At 63.3% G+C, this 17,535-nt stretch carries 14 protein-coding genes; 4 read left to right on the forward strand and 10 right to left on the reverse strand.

Annotated elements, in window-relative coordinates; genetic code table 11:
- Positions 1–43: 43 nt before the first annotated feature.
- Positions 44–3,085: a TonB-dependent receptor domain-containing protein gene (locus N6L26_RS01005; RefSeq protein ID WP_263606205.1), complete on the reverse strand. Its 3,042-nt coding sequence runs from the start codon at positions 3,083–3,085 to the stop codon at positions 44–46.
- Between the two features lie 360 nt (positions 3,086–3,445).
- Between N6L26_RS01005 and N6L26_RS01010 the strand changes: the two genes are divergently transcribed.
- A complete protein-coding gene (locus N6L26_RS01010) occupies positions 3,446–4,618 on the forward strand; it encodes an acetyl-CoA C-acetyltransferase (protein ID WP_263606206.1) in 1,173 nt (390 codons plus the stop codon).
- Positions 4,619–4,645: 27 nt separating this feature from the next.
- A complete protein-coding gene (locus N6L26_RS01015) occupies positions 4,646–5,431 on the forward strand; it encodes an SDR family NAD(P)-dependent oxidoreductase (protein WP_263606207.1) in 786 nt (261 codons plus the stop codon).
- Positions 5,432–5,535: 104 nt separating this feature from the next.
- On the opposite strand, the gene N6L26_RS01020 is transcribed toward N6L26_RS01015, so the two are convergent.
- A complete protein-coding gene (locus N6L26_RS01020; protein WP_263606208.1) occupies positions 5,536–7,227 on the reverse strand; it encodes a serine hydrolase domain-containing protein in 1,692 nt (563 codons plus the stop codon).
- 82 nt (positions 7,228–7,309) lie between these two features.
- A complete protein-coding gene (locus tag N6L26_RS01025) occupies positions 7,310–8,335 on the reverse strand; it encodes a helix-turn-helix domain-containing protein (RefSeq protein ID WP_263606209.1) in 1,026 nt (341 codons plus the stop codon).
- Positions 8,336–8,584: 249 nt separating this feature from the next.
- On the opposite strand from N6L26_RS01025, the gene N6L26_RS01030 reads away from it, so the two are divergent.
- Both N6L26_RS01030 and N6L26_RS01035 read left to right on the forward strand, forming a co-directional pair.
- Complete coding sequence (locus N6L26_RS01030) at positions 8,585–9,454, forward strand: crotonase/enoyl-CoA hydratase family protein (RefSeq protein WP_263606210.1); 870 nt, start codon at positions 8,585–8,587, stop codon at positions 9,452–9,454.
- A 66-nt stretch (positions 9,455–9,520) separates the two neighbouring features.
- Positions 9,521–9,991 carry a MarR family winged helix-turn-helix transcriptional regulator gene (locus N6L26_RS01035; RefSeq protein ID WP_263606211.1) on the forward strand — a complete coding sequence of 157 codons (471 nt, stop codon included), beginning with the start codon at positions 9,521–9,523 and terminating at the stop codon, positions 9,989–9,991.
- Between the two features lie 48 nt (positions 9,992–10,039).
- Here N6L26_RS01035 and N6L26_RS01040 read toward each other — a convergent pair whose 3' ends face one another.
- The 7 genes from N6L26_RS01040 to N6L26_RS01070 form a co-directional block, all read right to left on the reverse strand.
- The gene (locus tag N6L26_RS01040) at positions 10,040–11,038 is read right to left on the reverse strand and encodes a type II secretion system F family protein (protein ID WP_263606212.1); all 999 of its coding nucleotides are present in this window, start codon (positions 11,036–11,038) and stop codon (positions 10,040–10,042) included.
- Positions 11,039–11,058: 20 nt separating this feature from the next.
- Positions 11,059–12,030, reverse strand: coding sequence for a type II secretion system F family protein (locus N6L26_RS01045; protein ID WP_263606213.1), 972 nt, complete (start codon positions 12,028–12,030; stop codon positions 11,059–11,061).
- Positions 12,031–12,081: 51 nt separating this feature from the next.
- Positions 12,082–13,371, reverse strand: a complete 1,290-nt coding sequence (locus tag N6L26_RS01050) for a pilus assembly protein CpaE (protein WP_263606214.1) — start codon at positions 13,369–13,371, stop codon at positions 12,082–12,084.
- A 6-nt stretch (positions 13,372–13,377) separates the two neighbouring features.
- Positions 13,378–14,028 (reverse strand): CpaD family pilus assembly protein, encoded by a 651-nt coding sequence (locus tag N6L26_RS01055; RefSeq protein ID WP_263606215.1) that lies wholly within the window; start codon positions 14,026–14,028, stop codon positions 13,378–13,380.
- Positions 14,029–14,042: 14 nt separating this feature from the next.
- Positions 14,043–15,548 carry a type II and III secretion system protein family protein gene (locus N6L26_RS01060; RefSeq protein ID WP_263606216.1) on the reverse strand — a complete coding sequence of 502 codons (1,506 nt, stop codon included), beginning with the start codon at positions 15,546–15,548 and terminating at the stop codon, positions 14,043–14,045.
- 41 nt (positions 15,549–15,589) lie between these two features.
- On the reverse strand, positions 15,590–16,684 hold the full coding sequence (gene cpaB, locus N6L26_RS01065) for a Flp pilus assembly protein CpaB (protein WP_263606217.1): 1,095 nt from the start codon (positions 16,682–16,684) through the stop codon (positions 15,590–15,592).
- A 91-nt stretch (positions 16,685–16,775) separates the two neighbouring features.
- Positions 16,776–17,492 (reverse strand): prepilin peptidase, encoded by a 717-nt coding sequence (locus tag N6L26_RS01070; protein WP_263606218.1) that lies wholly within the window; start codon positions 17,490–17,492, stop codon positions 16,776–16,778.
- Positions 17,493–17,535: the final 43 nt, after the last annotated feature.

Here is a 17,535-nt window from a genome sequence, read left to right on the forward strand (position 1 = left end):
CGGGCCGAAGCCCGCCTTTCCTGTTTTCTCAGAGCGCTAAGTTCTAGAACTGAAGCGTGGCGCTCATGAAGATGCGGCGACCGACCGGGTCGTAGGTTTCGACATAGGTGTTGCCGTTCGAGCCACCGAAGCCGGAAGCGATGATCGGCGGTTCCTTGTCGAACAGGTTGTTGACGCCGACGCGCAACATCACCGGATCGAGGTCATACGACATGGTCAGATCGAAGTAGTTCTGATCGCCGATGTCGCCGATCGAGGCGTCTTCACCTGTACCGAGGTCGGTATCCGTGCTGCGCTGGTCCCAATCAACCGCGCCGAAGTGACGCCAGCGGATCGAGGCACCGAAGCCCGAGTCGAAGGTGTAACCCAGACGCATCTGGTGACGCCATTCAGGCAGCGGCGTGCCACAGCTGTTGCCGTGATAGCCGGCGCATTCGAACGCACCATCGGTATCGAGCGTCGGAACGCCCGTATCGAAGAAGTACGAGTCGAGCCACGAACCGTTGAACGACAGGTTCAGACGACCAGCGCCGATCGTACGGTTGTACGATGCCGAGATATCGACACCGCTGGTATCAACGCCACCGATGTTGCGGGTGGTGTTGGTAACCGAGCTACCCGGCGTCCAGAGCGTCAGGCTTCCCGGGTTACGATTGACGAAACCGCAAAGGGTTGCGTCACCGGTCTGGCCACACTGGTTGATGATGGTCTGAGCACCGATCGTGCTGATCGCGTTCTCGATTTGGATGTTGTAGTAGTCAACAGCCACAACGAAGCCCGGGATAACCATATCCGGTTCGATAACCACACCGACGGTGTAGGTATCGGCCTTTTCCGGGGTCAGGTTTTCGTTACCGCCGATGAACTGATTGTACTGCGCAGCAGGGCTGGCAGCAATCGAGCCGTAACGAGCGTCGGGAACACCCAGGTTGTTACACTGAGCCATCGTGAACGTGGGGGTTGCACCCGCGCACGGATCGCTACCCTGGAACAATGCAACCCGGTTCGGTGCGAACAGGTTGAGGATGTTCGGGGCGCGGACCGCACGGTTGTAACCGCCGCGGAAACGCATCCAGTCGACCGGAGCAAATTCACCGATGATCTTGTACGTATCGGTGGAGTTACCGGTGCTGTAGTCCGAATAACGATAGCCGAGTTCGAGAGCCAGAAGGTCCACGAAGCCGTTTTCGATGATCGGGATGCGAAGTTCGCCGAAGACTTCCTTCACGTCGAAACGACCGTCGACATCGAGCTGCGGGCTGCCCTGGCCGGCACCGTCCTGCGTCTGGAACGCGAGATCGTTGCGGGTCGAGAGCAGCTCTTCACGATATTCGGCGCCGAGCACGAAGCCGATCGGGCTTGCATTGCCGAACGAAACCAGATCGCCCGAAATGTAGGCGTTGGCCACGACTTCTTCGACTTCACCCTTCGAAAGCAGCGGGATGTTGACGTAGTCGATCCCTGCCTGGGTGATGCCGTCACGCGGATCGTCGCCTGCAATGATGCCCGGACCCTGGAACGGGTTGTACACCTGGCAGGAGGGATCCGAACCGTCGACAACCGACTGACACACGACGTTGCCGTCTCCGTCAACGGTCGCCTGGAGGGCGTTACGCAGACGCGAGCGCGAGAAGTCGTTGTTGTAGACCTGGCTGAAGATGGTCGTACCGTACTGGATCGACGCGTCGTAGCGGATCGAATCCGTGATCGGACCACGAAGACCACCGACCATGCGGTATGCAGTGTGACGGAGGTCGTCGAAACGCGGACCGCCTTCGATGTTACGCTTACCGATGTAAAGCGGAACAACGCCTGCGCCGGTCGGATCGGTGTCGGCCACATCGTCACCGTCGGTGTCGATGAAGTCACCGAATCCTTCGACGCCGTCGTAGTTGCTGCACAGGAAATTGCCCTGCGCCGCGGTGAACAGCGGGCTGTCGCAAGCGATGTTGTACTGGTCGGCGAAGAACGTACCCGACTGGGCGATCTGGGCCTGCGAGCGGTCGTCCATGAACATGAACTCGGCATAGGCCGTTACTGCCGGCGAGATTTCGTAATCACCGAAGAAGCCTGCGGTGTAACGCGTATCCGGACGCTGGAAGTAGTTGATCGGGTTGTAGTTGTACGCTTCGAACGGACGGCTGAAGTCGTCCGAACCGTCGGCGACCAGGCTGCCGAACTCGGCGAATGCCGGGTTGGTGACCGTGGCATACGGTGCAGTCGACGAACCGCCGCACGAGATGTTGCCCGACGCGCTGGTGGTCAGTGCGCAGAACGAATAGTCGCGGTCGCCAAGGAACAGCGCATCGACTTCACGATAGCCGACATAGCCGGTCACGTGGCCGCGGCCGTCGTCGAACGACGCACCGACGGTGAGTTCGACATTGTACTGCGAACCACCAACGTCATTGCCCTTGGGCGGGCTGAAGCCGCGCTGGTCGTTCAGGTCGTCGATCGACGAACCGTCCTGCTTGACGATCTGGCTGGTGTCGTTGTCGTGCTGGTAGAAGCCATAGGTGGCATCGAGGCGGACGCCTTCGAAGTCAGTGTCCATGACGAAGTTGACAACACCGGCCACAGCGTCGGCACCGTAGGTAGCCGAAGCACCACCGGTCAGAACTTCGACACGCTCGATGAGCGATGCCGGGATCTGGTTAAGATCGGCTGCGGGCACTGCCGGGTCACCCGGCTGCAGGCGACGGCCATTGACGAGAACGAGCGTACGCGCCGTGCCGAGACCGCGAAGGTCGACCGTGGCGGTACCCGATGCACCGTTGGTGATGAAGGCGTTCTGGCCACCGACAACCTGCGGCAGCGCGTTGACCAGGTCTTCGACCCGGACCGTGCCGGTGTCGGCGACTTCACCGGCACCGATAACGGTAACCGGGCTGGCGCTGTCGACGTCGGGACGTGCGATACGCGAACCGGTAACGACGATCGCGCCGGTGGGAGTCGCCGTTTCACCGACGTCGCCAACCGTGCTTTCGTCGGCCGGGCCGACTTGTGCCATCGCCGGCTGCGCAAGAAGCGCAAGACCGAGAGCGGCGGGTGCCGCGCTGGCTTTGAAGTAGGTTTGAAGTTTCACTCTGATAATCCCTCTATTGATCGACCGACCCCTGAGGTCGGATCTCCAAGGAACCCCTGGGAGGAACTAGAGAATTCGCATGGCCTAAACAGCCATACGTATGCACAATCCCTCCAGTGGAAGCTGGCATGTGCCTTTAGGGACGCGCCCAATGCAAAGCATTTGTTACATTCGTGGGGGATTGGCGTAACGGGTGTGACGTCGATGTCACACCGCGGTATGCGAAAGTTTCACCATGTATGGGCGGCTCGGCAATAGTCGGAAATAGGCCCATTTTTGAGCTTGCTTGACGTTTACGTAAGGCGGGACTAGGCAAACGGTCCCGTTTCAAAACCTATAACAACCGATAAGAGGATGCCGATGCCCGAAGCCTATATAGTCGAAGCCGTCCGGACCGCCGGTGGACGGCGCGGTGGCCGCCTTGCCGGTGTGCACCCGGTCGATCTCGCCGCCAGGTCGCTCGATGCGATCATGGAGCGCAGCGGTCTCGAGGCGAAGGCGGTCGACGATGTGGTGATGGGCTGTGTCAGCCAGGGCGGCGAACAGGCCATGCAGGTCGGGCGCCACGCGGTGCTCGCCAGCAAGCATCTGGGCGAGGGCGTTCCCGCGGTCACCATCGACCGCCAGTGCGGCTCCAGCCAGCAGGCGATCCAGTTTGCCGCGCAGGCTGTGATGAGCGGTACGCAGGATGTTGTCATTGCAGCGGGTGTCGAAAGCATGAGCCGAGTCCCGATGGGCTCGACCGCGATGTTCCACATGAAGGAAGGTCTCGGGAACTACAAATCGCCCGGGCTCGAAGAAAAATATCCCGGCATCCAGTGGAGCCAGTTCATGGGCGCGGAAATGATCGCGCAGAAGCATGGCTTCTCCAAGGACGACCTCGACCGCTTCGCGCTGGCGAGCCACCAGAAGGCGATCGAGGCGACCAAGTCGGGCGCCTTCGAGAACGAAATCGTCGGCGTGGATATCGAAACGCCCGAGGGCGAGGAATGCCACACGGTCGACGAGGGCATTCGCTTCGACGCCACGCTGGACAGCATCGCCGGCGTCAAGCTGCTCAGCCCCGAAGGCAAGATCACCGCTGCGAGCAGCAGTCAGATCTGCGACGGGTCAAGCGCGGTGCTGGTGGTCAGCGAGCAGGCGCTCAAGGATTACGGCCTCACCCCGCTGGCGCGGATCCACAATCTGACGGTGACCGCAGGCGATCCGGTCATCATGCTCGAAGAGCCGCTGTTCGCTACCGACCGTGCGCTCCAGCGCGCGGGCATGAATATCGGCGATATCGACCTTTACGAGGTCAACGAGGCGTTCGCGCCGGTGCCGCTGGCCTGGCTCAAGCATCTCGGGGCCGATCCCGACAAGCTCAACGTCAATGGCGGCGCGATCGCGCTGGGCCACCCGCTCGGCGCGTCGGGCACCAAGTTGATGGCCACGCTGGTCCATGCGCTCAAGGCGCGCGGCAAGAAATACGGCCTGCAGACGATGTGCGAAGGCGGCGGCGTCGCTAACGTCACCATCGTCGAGGCGCTTTAAGTCACTTGAAATCTGAGAGGACAATCCATGGAAGTAAGTAGCAACACTCCCGCCGTCGTCACCGGCGGCGCTTCGGGTCTCGGCGAAGCCACTGCGCGCGCGCTGGCCGCCAAGGGCGCCAAGGTCGCCATCTTCGACATGAACGAAGAGAAGGGCGAAGCGGTCGCCAAGGACATCGGCGGCATCTTCTGCAAGGTCAATGTGACCAGCGACGAAGACGTCGATGCCGGTTTCGCCAAGGCGCGCGAAGCGCATGGCCAGGAACGCATCCTCGTCAATTGTGCGGGCATCGGCAATGCGATCAAGACCGCCAGCCGCGACAAGCAGAGCGGCGACATCAAGCATTTCCCGCTCTCGGCCTTCGATTTCGTGATCCAGGTCAACCTGATCGGCACCTTCCGCTGCATCGCCAAGTCGGCTGCGGGCATGATGACGCTCGACGCGCTGAGCGACGACGGTGATCGCGGTGCGATCGTTAACACCGCTTCCGTCGCTGCCGAAGACGGCCAGATGGGCCAGGCGGCCTATTCGGCATCCAAGGGCGGTGTCGTCGGCATGACCCTGCCGATCGCGCGCGATCTGATGCGCGAAGGCATCCGTGTTAACACCATCCTGCCGGGCATTTTCGAAACCCCGCTGATGAACGCCGCGCCGCCGCAGGTAAAGGAAGCGCTCGCCGCATCGGTGCCGTTCCCCAAGCGTCTCGGCCTGCCGGGCGAATATGCCAAGCTTGCCATGTGCATGATCGAAACCGGCTATTTCAACGGCGAGGACGTGCGTCTCGACGGTGCGATCCGCATGGCGCCGCGCTGAGACGCTGCGTTAGAATATGACGCCGTCATCGACGGCCAAGGGCGCCCGCTCCGGACTATCCGGGGCGGGCGTCCCGCTTTTCATGTGGCGCGCGTCACGCGGACTTACTGCGGTGCAGGGGGCGGCGTGTCGATCCGGCGATAGGGGATATCGTCCGCCAGCGCCGTCGACACCAGCAGCGATGCGATGTCCCCCGAAGGCTCGCCCGGGATCCGCAATCGCTGGATGGCGAAGTGCTCGATCGGGCGGAGCAGGTCGGGCTGATAGCGTTCGAGCGGTGTGCTGGCGCCATTGCCCATCCGCAGCCACAGCGCGCCATCCTTGTCCGAGAGCTCGATTACCTGCTGTAATTCATCGCTGTAATAGGTGCCTGAGAGATCGGCGGGGTCGAGGCTATCGGCCGGCACGGGCTGCATCGCCACGCGGGGCGCGCGCAGGAAGCCGTCCTCGCTCACCACCCAGCGCATCTCGCTCGCACGGCCGGCTTCGAAATCGGTGAACTGCAGGCGCAGGTCGCGTCGCGGATCGAGCATAAATTCGCCGGGACCGATCTGCCGCACAGGGAAAGCATCGTCCTTGCCAAAGGTCGCAAAGGTGAGGCTGTCTCCATCGCGCTGCAGCGAAAACACGTTTCCGGCAAACAGGCGGTAGTCGCCCGTATAGCGATCGAGCGCCGGTCCCGTCTCAGGTTCGAACGGCGGGACCTGCAGGGTCTCCTCAGGCAGGGACAGCAGCGCGCGTGCAACGTCGAAGGCGAAGCGCGCCTTCTGGAAGTCGGCCCGATTGCCCATCACCGCAATGACCATCCGCCGTCCGGGGATGCGCAGCAGAAAACTGCGAAATCCGCCCTGGCTGCCACCATGCGACCAGGTGTCGAAACCGCGCAGGCGCCGAAACTCCTGCCCGTTCGCGCCAACCAGGTTCTGGCCATCGGTCAGCGACGACCGATCATCCAGCAGCGCGATTGCAGCCTCGCTGCCGGTAGAGCGAACATTCAAGGCATGGCCCCAGCGCACCAGGTCCAGCGGGGTGGAGACCATCCCGGTGGAGCCGTACGTCGTTGCAAGGATCGGCTGCTCGACGAAACCGCCTCCGCGCGGGTCATAGCTCGCCGCCAATCCTGCAATTATCGCATAGGGCTCGGTCCGTACCAGGCTGTGCGTCATTCCCAGCGGCTCGAGCATCCTGCGCTGGACGAATTCGGCGAAGGGCATTCCCGACACCTGCGCAACGATCCGGGCGAGCAATTGATAGCCGGTATTGCTGTATTCCTGCCGCTCGCCGGCAGTGAAGTTCCCGCCGCGCTGGCGATAGACCAGATCGAGCGAGCGCGTGGCCGATACCGGTGCGACCTCGGACTGGCCGGTCAGCAGGAGAAGGCTGTTCGCCTCGCGCAACCCGCTGGTGTGATCGAGCAGGTGCCGGACAGTCACCACGGGACTGCGCGGCTGCATGCCCGGCAGGTATTGGCGGATATCCTTGTCGAGCGCGATTGTCCCCTCATCGACCAGCAGCATGATGGCGTAGGCGGTAAACTGCTTGCTGACCGATGCGATCTGGAACCGCGTATCGGCTGCGATCGGCACGCCGCGTGCGAGATCGGCTTGACCCGCCCAGCGGTGGTAAACTGTCTGCCCGTCGACCGAGACCGCCAGGCTGATGCCGGGTTCGTCGGGCTTGTCATAGGCGTCGACCAGCACATCGACTGCGCCCCAGTCGGCGCTGGTGGCCCGAAGGTCGCCGGCGGGAAACCATGCGACCATCAGGACGGCGAGAAGCAAAAACGGACGGGTCATAGAAGCGGCTCTCCAAGCTGGATATCGCCTGCTGCCAGACCCCCGTTTCGCAGTGAAATCGTCCGAAAACGCGTAGTCGAACCTAATACCCGCGGTTCGTGCGCCGATAAGCCGACGGTGTCGTTCCGGAATGCTTGCGAAAGGCGGTATTGAACGAGGATTTGGAATTGAAGCCCGACGCATGAAGGATATCGGTCACGCTGCGATCGGTCTGCGTCAGCAGTGCCTGCGCATGTTCGATGCGATAGCGGTTCACGAAATCGAAGAAGTGCGTCCCGTCGCGCCGGTTGATGGCTTCGGACAGGGCCTTGGCAGAGACACGGCACCGTCGGGCGAGACGCTGGAGCGACAGTTCGGGGTCGAGGTAGGGCTGCTCCGCCTCCATCAAGGCGGTTAGGCCGCGGTGGACTTGGCCGCCATCGTCGGGGCCGCTGGTGGTTGCCTTGACGAACAGCCTGTCACCCCCGCGGAACAGGTCGGGCCGCAGCAGCGCCTGCAACGCGATACCCACGATAATGATGAGGACAAGCGTTGCCGCGCCCGTTTGCATCGCATCCTGCACGCTGGCGGGAAGCGCGGCCCCGGCGAAGACGCGCACGAGGAATAATCCATGCGCGATCAGCGATGAGCCGAGGAGGAAGGCAAGCCCCCACCAGGTCGACGAAACACCGGCGAAGCGGCTCTGCATGTCGCTCCGGACCCGGGCCAGCGCATAGATCGCGATGCCGATGTAGACCGCATATTGGACCTCCAGCAGCACTTGCAGGAACGGCATGCGCGCCCGGGCGAGGACGAAGCCGAGAACGAGCGCCGGGATCATCAGATGGAGCGCGTCGCGGGGCTTCAGCCGGTCGCGTTCGAAGCATGCGAACCAGATGAAACCGGTGAACAGCGGCATGTTCAGCGCGGCGGTCACCGGACGCAGCGCAGCGAGGCCGGGTACCGAAGCCCACCAGCGACCACCGAACCAGCCGCTGATGTCGATGACCGTCACTATCAGGAACAGCGCCAGCAGGCCATTCGCCAAGCGGGTGCGCGAGGGGACCAGCGCGAGAAAGACAGCCAGGACGAGCGCCAGGAACGAAGCCAGCATTGCGGCCGTGGGCACGACGGAATCCATCGACAATTCCTGTCCGCTCGATCCAGTCTGTGCAAGACCTGCCATGATGCGCGGGCGATCAAACCCCGGCTTTCCTACCATACCGCTGCCGGGTTAGCGTCACGCGATGCGCAACCGTCCCATTTTGCCGTTTGATCTGCCTGCCCGGAGGATGATTGCGGACCGTACCCTTTCTCTTGCCAGGACCGTGTTCCATGTGTTCCATCCGGACGGAGAGACCGGAGGGGAATCCAAGTAATGTCCTACACGCAGATCAAGCTCGACATCGCCGACGGCGTTGCCACCATCACGTTGCACCGCCCCGAGAAAATGAACGCCTTCACCCGCGTCATGATGGATGAAGTCATCGACGCGATCGACACTACCGATGCCGATGACAGCGTCCGCGCAGTGATCGTGACCGGGGATGGCGACCGGGCTTTCTGCGCCGGTGCCGACCTCACGCCGGAGGGCGGGGGACACGTCTTCTCCGATCCCAATCCGGTCGATGACCTGTCCGACGAACGCGTGCGCGATGGCGGCGGGCGGCTGACGCTGCGACTGTTCAATTCGAAGAAGCCGCTGATCGGCGCGTGTAACGGCGTGGCCGTGGGTGTGGGCGCGACCATGCAACTGCCGTTCGATATCCGGCTGGCGAGCGACAATGCGCGCTTCGGCTTCGTCTTCGCGCGGCGCGGAATCACGCCGGAAGCCGCGTCGAGCTGGTTCCTGCCGCGGCTGGTCGGCATGCAGACCGCGCTCGAATGGTGCATGACGGGGCGGATCTTCGATGCCGGCGAGGCGCTCGATCGGGGACTTGTCCGGTCGGTCCATCCGCGGGGTGAGCTGATGGACGCGGCCCGGGGCATTGCGCGCGAGATTGCCGACAACACTTCTGCGGTTTCGGTCGCCATGACCCGCGCAATGCTCTGGCGGCTTGGCGCGAGCGGTCATCCGATGGACGCGCATCGCATCGACAGCCGCGCGATCTATCGTCTCAGCCGCAGCGACGACGCCAAGGAAGGCATCGCCAGCTTCCTTGAAAAGCGCGCGCCCGAATACCCCGATACGGTGAGCGGCAACATGCCCGATTTCTACCCCTGGTGGGACGAGCCGGGTTACGAGTGAGTCCCGGCAAAAGGTTACAATCGCAACGGCCTTGCCAAGTCGGGGGCGTCATCTAAATGTAACCGCATGTCCAGACGCCAGCTTGCCCAACGCCTTGCAGAATTCCTGCCCTATCAACTGTCGATCGCCTCGAATGCGGTCTCGACCCGGATTGCCGAACAGTATCGCAAGCGGTTTGCGCTCAAGACCACCGAATGGCGGATCATGGCGGTGCTGGGCGATCACGGTGCGCTGACCCAGCGGCAATTGTCGCAGCAGACGCTGATGGACAAGGTGCCCGTCAACCGCGCGTGCAAGCGGCTCGAGGAACGCGGCCTGGCGCAGCGTTCGCCCAATGCGAGCGATGGCCGCTCGCATCTGCTCGAACTGACTCCGGAAGGGCGGGCGGTGCATGCGGGCATCATGCCGCTGGCGCTCAAGATCGAGCGGCAGCTGTTCTCCGTGCTGAGCGAGGACGAGCGGGCCAGCCTGCTCGACATGCTGGCGCGGGTGCGCGATCAGGCGGGGGACTTCGACGCGGAAAGCCTGGCCGACTAGGCAGTCGGCCAGGCTCCCGGGTTTGCGACAGGTCGCAGGAGTCGTGGGCTAGCCGATACCGCCGCTGAAGGCGTCGGCGATCGAACAGGCTGCCGGGCCGAGAATGACGATGAACAGCACCGGCAGGATGAACATGATCAGCGGCACGGTCATGATCGCAGGCAGACGCGCGGCCTTTTCCTCGGCGCGCATCATGCGCTCGTTACGGAATTCGGCCGACAGCACACGTAGCGCGGAAGCCAGCGGCGTACCATAGCGTTCGGTCTGGACCATGGTGGTGACCACACCCTTTACCGCATCGAGATTGACGCGATAGGCGAGGTTGTTGAACGCATGGCGCCGTTCGTTGAGGAAGGACAGCTCGATCGCGGTCAGGGTGAACTCGTCGCCCAGTTCGGGATAGGCGCGGCCCAGTTCCTTGGCGACGCGGTTGAAGGCGGCATCGACGGTCAGGCCGGCCTCGGCGCAGATCACCAGCAGGTCGAGCGCGTCGGGTAGGCCTTTGCGGATCGCGTCGGAGCGTTTCTTGGCAAGATTGCCGAGGTAGATTTCGGGGCCCTTGTAGCCAACGAACACGGCCAGGGCGAGCGCCGCCACACGCTTCATCTCCCAGTCGGGATAGACCTCGACCAGATACAGCATAACGAAGGCGAAGCCGCCCAAGAGGATCGGGAGCACGGCGCGCAAGCCAATGACGACGATCGCCAGCTCCTTGTTGCGGATGCCGGCATGGGCAAGCTTCTGCTGGACCGATTCGATCTGGCTCTGCTGCAGCACTTTCATGCTGCCGAGCGTGTCCTTGATCTTGTCGGTCGTGTCGCTGTTGCGGACGAGGCTCTGGCGCTTCTTCGCGCTTGCGGTGACGAGGCCCATCTTGAGCTCTTCGCGGCGCCCTTCGAGGGCCTTCACGCGCTTGCTCATCGGGTCCTTGATCGTAACCGCGGTGTAGATTGCGAACAGCACGGCGAGTGCTGCGACCCCGGACAGGATCGAGCCGATCACAAAGATGTCGAAGCCCAAAAGGGTGGGGCCGGTTGCGGGATCCATTACGCTAGTCCTTCCCCAGCTCAGATTTCGAAGCTGACCATCTTGGCCATGATAAAGGCCCCGATGCTCATCCAGACGAGGCCGCCGAGGCCCGTGACGATCAGGCGGTCATCTTCGAAGAAGCCGCCGATGTAGCTGGGGTTGATCCACCAGATCATAAAAAACACGATGAAGGGGAGGGCACCGACGATATAGGCCGAAGCCTTGGATTCGGAGCTCATCGCCTTGATCTTGAGCTTCATCTGCGCGCGCTTGCGCAGGACGTCCGCCAGGTTCGACAGCGTCTCGGCGAGATTACCGCCGGTTTCGCGCTGGATAGCGAGCGTGATGCAGAAGAAGTTGAATTCGGAGATCTCGAGCCGGTTGGCCGCTTCCTGGAGCGAATCCTCCATGGTGCGGCCGATCTTGATGCGCTCGACGATGCCCTTGAATTCCACCCCGACGGGGCCGGGAACTTCCTGCGACACGACCGACAGGGTTTCGGTTACCGGCAGACCCGAACGCAGGCCGCGAACGAGCAGTTCGATAGCGTCGGGAAACTTGGCGTTGAAGGCATTGGTGCGCTTCTTGATCGCGCGGCTGACAAGGAAGTGCGGCAGGCCTGCGCCGACCAGCACGCCGAGACCAAGTGAAAAGGCCAGCGATCCGCTGCGCAGATACATCAGCAGCGCGACGGCGACGCCAAGGCCCAGCGAGCCATAAGCATATTGGCTCAGCGTCCAGCCCTTGCCGGTCCGGTCGAGCCGGATGGCGAGGGCTTCTACCCGCGAGGATGACCCGGCGACGCCGCGCATCTTGGGCCTGCGCGCCGCAATGGCCTTCTTGAGCTGCGATTCGACCTTGGTGTCGGTGCTTTCCGAGTGGCGGAAACGCACCTGCTGGAGGCGGCGCTGGCTCGCCTTGGCCGTGTTCGGACCGGAGAACAAAGCGTAGCCGATCGCCAGCAAAGCCAGGACCCCGAGGGCCAACAGCACCAGCTGGAAGATGTTCATGCGTACTCTCCGTTTATCCGATCGCGGATCCGGGGGCGTCCCCGGAAGCCGTTATTCCGCGGGCACTGCGGTCCGCGTGTCTTTCTTCTTCGCCAGCAGGTTCTTAAAATCGAGCCCGCCGAGCAGCGACTTCTTGGCCCCTGCTTCTGCGGCTTTCTCGGCTTCCTCGTCGCCGACGCCGATGATCCGCGAGGAGAGCTGCTTGATCGCCGAGGTGGCCTTGGCACCGGAATTGGCATCGACGAAGGTCTTGCCCAGCTTGGCGGCATTGGCCGCAGCCTTCTGGTCGAACGGGATCGACACATCGATCTTGCGTTCGATCGAGGCCTCGAAATCGGCCTTGCTGATTTCCGCGACGCCCGGCTGCACCTTGTTGGCGACGATCAGCGGCTGCGCTTGCGGGGCGTGGGTTTTGAGCCACGACAGGATGCGGATCGTGTCCCGCGCCGAAGCGAGCGACATTTCCGTGGCCAGCACGACGACGTTCACATCGTTGAGCAGGTGCGGGAAATTGATCATCATGTTGCGCGGCATGTCGACCACGGTCATTTCGAACTGGTGTTTGAACTCCTCCTGCAACTGCAGGAAGGCCGCGCCATCGGTCATCAGCGGCTGGCTGATCGGCGCTTCCGCCGAAAGGATGGCGAGGTTTTCGTTGGCGCGGATCATGGCACGTTCGATGAACAGGCCATCGATCCGGCCGGGATTGTCGATCGCATCGGTCAACCCGCGGCCCGGTTCGAGATCGAGCGCGAGCGCACCGGTCCCGAAATGCACGTCGAGGTCGAGCAGGGCGGTCGGCATGCGCTGATCGACCGAGAAGATCCATGCCAGCGAGGTCACCAGCGTCGATGCGCCCACGCCGCCGCGCGTACCGATCACGGCCGCCGAGATGTGATGCTTGACGCCTTCGTCCTCGCCGCCGCGCGGGGCCAGGAACACCGCTTGCGCCTGATTGAGCGAATCGCGCAGCGCGTTGGCCGACAGCGGCTTGAGCAGGTAGTCGTGGATGCCGCTCGCGAGCAGGTCGCGATACAGGCGGACGTCATTGACCTGGCCGATGGCGATCACCACCGTGCCCGGCTCGCAGACCTCCGCCAGCGCGTTGATGTCGTTCAGCGGGTCGCCGCTTTCCGACAGATCGACCATGAGGATGTTCGGACTGGCCGCCACCGACAAGGACTGGATCGCATTGCGCAGACCGCCCTTGTTGCATTTCTCGGGCTGCCAGCCGAGTTCGATCACCACGGGACGCAGCACGTCGAGGGCGGTCTCGTCGCAGATATAGGCGGCAAAGGCGTCGCGGTTGCCTGCCATGCTCGATTTAAGTGAAGCGCTCATGGCTGCTTAGCCTCCTTCATTGCTGCTGACTTCAGCCAGATCTTGCGCGCCGGTGGGCGGCTTTTCGCGATAGGTCCGGATGGCCTTCGTCGATGTCGTGACGACGGTCTGGCCGGTGCCCTGCTGACCCGAAATCAGGTCTTCGGGATTGGCGACCATGGCGGCGAGATTGCCGTTCACGGCACAGCCGTAGCCGGGATAGGTCGCGTTATATTCATTGGCTTCGTTATTGGCCGACCAGTCGGGGCAACCCGGGACGCTGGCGGTCGAGCGAGTGACGACGATCCGGGCCTGGCCCGGTTCGACATAGCCCGCGGTGACCGGCGAACCCTCGGTAACCAGCAGTCCGTGCCGGCCGGCAAGCGCCGCCAGATCGTTCTTTAGCGCCGGATTGGCGGAGGGATCGTCGAGCGAGACGCGGTCGCCATAGCCGAGGCCCATGGCCTCGAACCAGCCCGACACGCGCTGCTGCTCGCTGACTGCCAGGCCATCGCCGACAGTGTTCACATCGAGCGTGAAATTGGTCCGTTCCACCACCGGTTGCCGCGCGCTGTAGAGCGAGCGGTTCTCGGTCGGGAAACCGCCACAGGCGCCGAGCACGAGGCTGAGCGAGACGGCGAGTGAACCGGTAAGCTTGCGAGTGATTGCCTTTGCCATGGTACTCGTCCCTCTTATTCGAAGCTGAAGCCGGGCTGCGCCGACGCGGTACGTTCGTTACGGCGCGCGTCGGGCTCGGTGGCAGCCTGCTGCTCGTCATTGTCGCCCGGGGTTCCGTAGGAAAGGCCCGGGGTTGCCGGAGCGGTCTCGACCGCGCGCGGCTTGGGGCGGTCGCCGCCGCTCACGCCATCGCTTTGCTGCAAGCCCAGCAGGCGCTGGAATTCGGTCGGCTTGCGGAACCCGTCGGTCGGCAGCTTGATGTCGTTCGCATCCACCGGCTTCACCAGATAGGGCGTGACCACGATGACCAGCTCGGTCTCACCCTTGCGATAGGTGGTCGAACGGAACAGATTGCCGAGGATCGGCACGTCGCCGAGACCCGGAGCCTTGTCGACCGAATTGGTCGCATTGTTCGACAAGAGGCCAGCGATCATGAAGCTCTGGCCCGAACCGAGTTCGATCGTGGTTTCCGCGCGGCGGGTGGTCAGCGCCGGCACCTGGAAACCGTCGAGCGTGATCGCGCCCTGACTGGTCAGTTCCGACACCTCCGGACGGACGCGCATCGAGATCCGGCCATTGGCCAGAACGGTCGGGGTATAGGCGAGGCTGACACCATAGTTCTTATATTCGATGGTCGTCGTGCCAAGTCCCTGGCTGAGCGGGATCGGGAATTCGCCGCCGGCAAGAAATTCGGCGGTTTCACCCGACAGCGCGGTCAGATTGGGCTGTGACAGCGTGGTCGCGAAGCCCTCGGTTTCGGCGAGATCGAGCGCGGCACCGAGGTCGAGGCCGAGGAATTTGCCAAACCCGGCAAGAGTTGTGCCCGGAGTGATCGCAGTGAAAGTGCCGCCGCCGGCTTCTACGCTTACTGAGTCGGTGCGACCCTGACCGATGCCAAACTGGAAGCCGCCCGTCGTGTCGACGCTGGTCAGATTGACGCCGACCGCGCGGACGAAAGTGCGGCTGACTTCGGCGATGCGTACCTGCAGGTTGACCTGCAGCGGGGTCGCCATGCGCAGGCGGCTGATGACATTGGCATCCTCGCCGACATAGGCTTCGACCAGACGCTGCGCCTCTTCGGCATCCTCGGGCCCGGCAACCGTGCCGGTCAGGAGGATGACATTCGTGCCCATCGTCGCGACCGAGATATTGGCCTCGGGCATGGCGAGCGCCATCAGCTGGTCGATGCTGCCGATGTTCGAACCGACGCGGACATTGGCGGACCAGATGATATCGCCAGCGCCATTGCTGGCATAAATCGTGGTTTCGCCGCCGGCCTTGCCAAAGACATAGAGCTGGCGCTGCGATTTGACCTGGACGTCGGCGACATTGTCGTTGGCGACGAAGATGTCGGCCATCGTGCCGGGAACATTGACCAATTCGCCGCGACCGATCGAAAGGACGATCTCCGAACCGGGGCTGACGACCGACTGGGCCGTCGCAACGGTCGTCGGTGCGGCTGCCAGCGGCGCGATGGCCAGACTGGCGAGCAGCAATTTGGTAGTAAGACGACGTTTCATGGAATTGCCCCCTGAATGGCGTTCCGTATTTCTTATCGGGCTCATTTGATCATGACCGCCTGGGCGACGGGCACCGTCCTCGCGGCTTGCGCGGTTCCGGCAGCCTGCTGGCCGACGAAGGCAGTCACGCCCGTCTTTCCGACGGGTACTTCTTCGGTTTCCTTGCCGCGGGTGACACGCACGCTCGGGCCCTGGCGGACAGGCTGTCCGTCGAAGCCGACAGGCGCACCTCCCGGTCCGGCCGGAGCCGCGGTACCTTGCGAGGGCATGGTACGACGCTGGAAGCGCGAGACATCGCCACCGGTCACATAGCTGCTCTTGCCATCGTCGGGACGGGCCATTGCCTGGCGCAGCAGGCGCTCTTCTTCTTCGGGCGTGGCATCGTCGGGAATGGTTACGTCACCGGCGGCGATCGCGCGCTCGAGCTCGGTCTGGTTATCGGCAAGCGAGCGCAGCGACAGGCTCAGCGAGCCGATGGTCTGCGCGACAGCGACCTTTTCCGCGATCACCGGCGTCACTTCGAGCGTCACCGTGCGGAATTCCTTGACCACGGTCGAGCCGTCTTCGGCTTTTTCCGACACGGTCGACTGGTCGGTGGCGAGCACACGAAGGTTACGAAGGATGGTTTCCGACGCTTTCAGGCTGGTGCCTTCATTGCCTTCGACCTGCTGGGTCAGGACCATGTCCACCCGGTCGCCCGGGAAGACAAAGCCGCCCACGCCCGATTGGGCGTTAACGGGAACGGTGATGGCCCGCATTCCGGGAGCCAGCGCGGCAGCGAGGAAGCCGCGGTCGCCGGGCGCGACGAGCGAGCCCTGGGTCACCGGCTCACCGGCAGTGATCGGATGGCGCACGACGGTACCGAGCAGCTTGCTCATATCGGCTTCGCCGTCGAGGAAGTAGGCGTCCTGGACCAGCTCTTCGGGCCACATCTGGAAGCCGATTGCGTCTGCCGTGATGATCGTGCCGACCGGCAGCGCACGTTGTGCGACGAGAACCTTGGGTCCCTGCGCCTGGGCCTGTGCGGCTTCAGCCTGCGGTGCGCTCGCTCCGGCGAACATGCTCCGCGCGACAAGCGCCGTTCCGACCGCAACGATCAGTGCGGCAATCAGCAGAACCAGCTTCTTCCTATCCATGGCTATCTAGCCCCCTAGTTCAGCCCGGCAAATCCTATCGCGGGCAAGTATGGTTTCACGCTCTAAGGGCGAATTGGTTAAGATCGCGTTTTCAACCACCCACCGCGGCCACGTGGCCTGCGAGCAACTGCCCGCTTGCCACGATCCAGATACCGGCGAGTGATATTGCGGGTCCGTAGGGGACCCAGAGATCGCGGTCGTGGCGGCGGATGATGCGGATCGAGCCGAGCGTGACGATCAGTAATATCGTGAAGGGAGCGAGCATCAGCGCGACTGCGGCGGCCGGACTGGCCGCGCTTATTCCGGCGAGGCCCGGCGGCATCGGCAGCTTGGGCCCGCCCAGCACAGCGCTGGCGAACAGCGCGGCAATGGCGGTGCCGATGACGAGCAGCACGGTATCGCGCGCGGGCTTGGTCTTGATCGTTTTCGAATGCGCGACCCGCCATGCGCCGATGGCCATGGTCAGGACCCAGCCGAGCATCGCCATGGCGACCAGCAGCAGCGTGAATTGCGACGGCGGGACCCACAGCGCTAGCGCGGTCAGTAGCTTGACATCGCCGCCGCCCATCTGGCGGATGGCGAACAGCACGCAGCATACGGCGAAGACCAGCAGGGCGAGGCCGAGCTGGAAGGCGACGCCCGGCCATAGCGGCAGGCCGATCGACAGCCAGTAGAGCGGCGCCCCGATGGCGATGGTCATGGTCAGCCGGTTGCTGATCGTCCGGCTCTTGAGGTCGGTCACGATCACCCAGAGGAGTGCGATTGCCAATCCGGCAAGCAATACGTAGGTGAAAATCTGGCTTTGCATGACGCTCCCCGGGCAACCCTTCGGGATGTGGTGCTACAGGAAC

It is taken from the genome of Qipengyuania sp. SS22 (assembly GCF_025736935.1).
In the GTDB taxonomy this organism is placed as follows: Bacteria; Pseudomonadota; Alphaproteobacteria; order Sphingomonadales; family Sphingomonadaceae; genus Qipengyuania.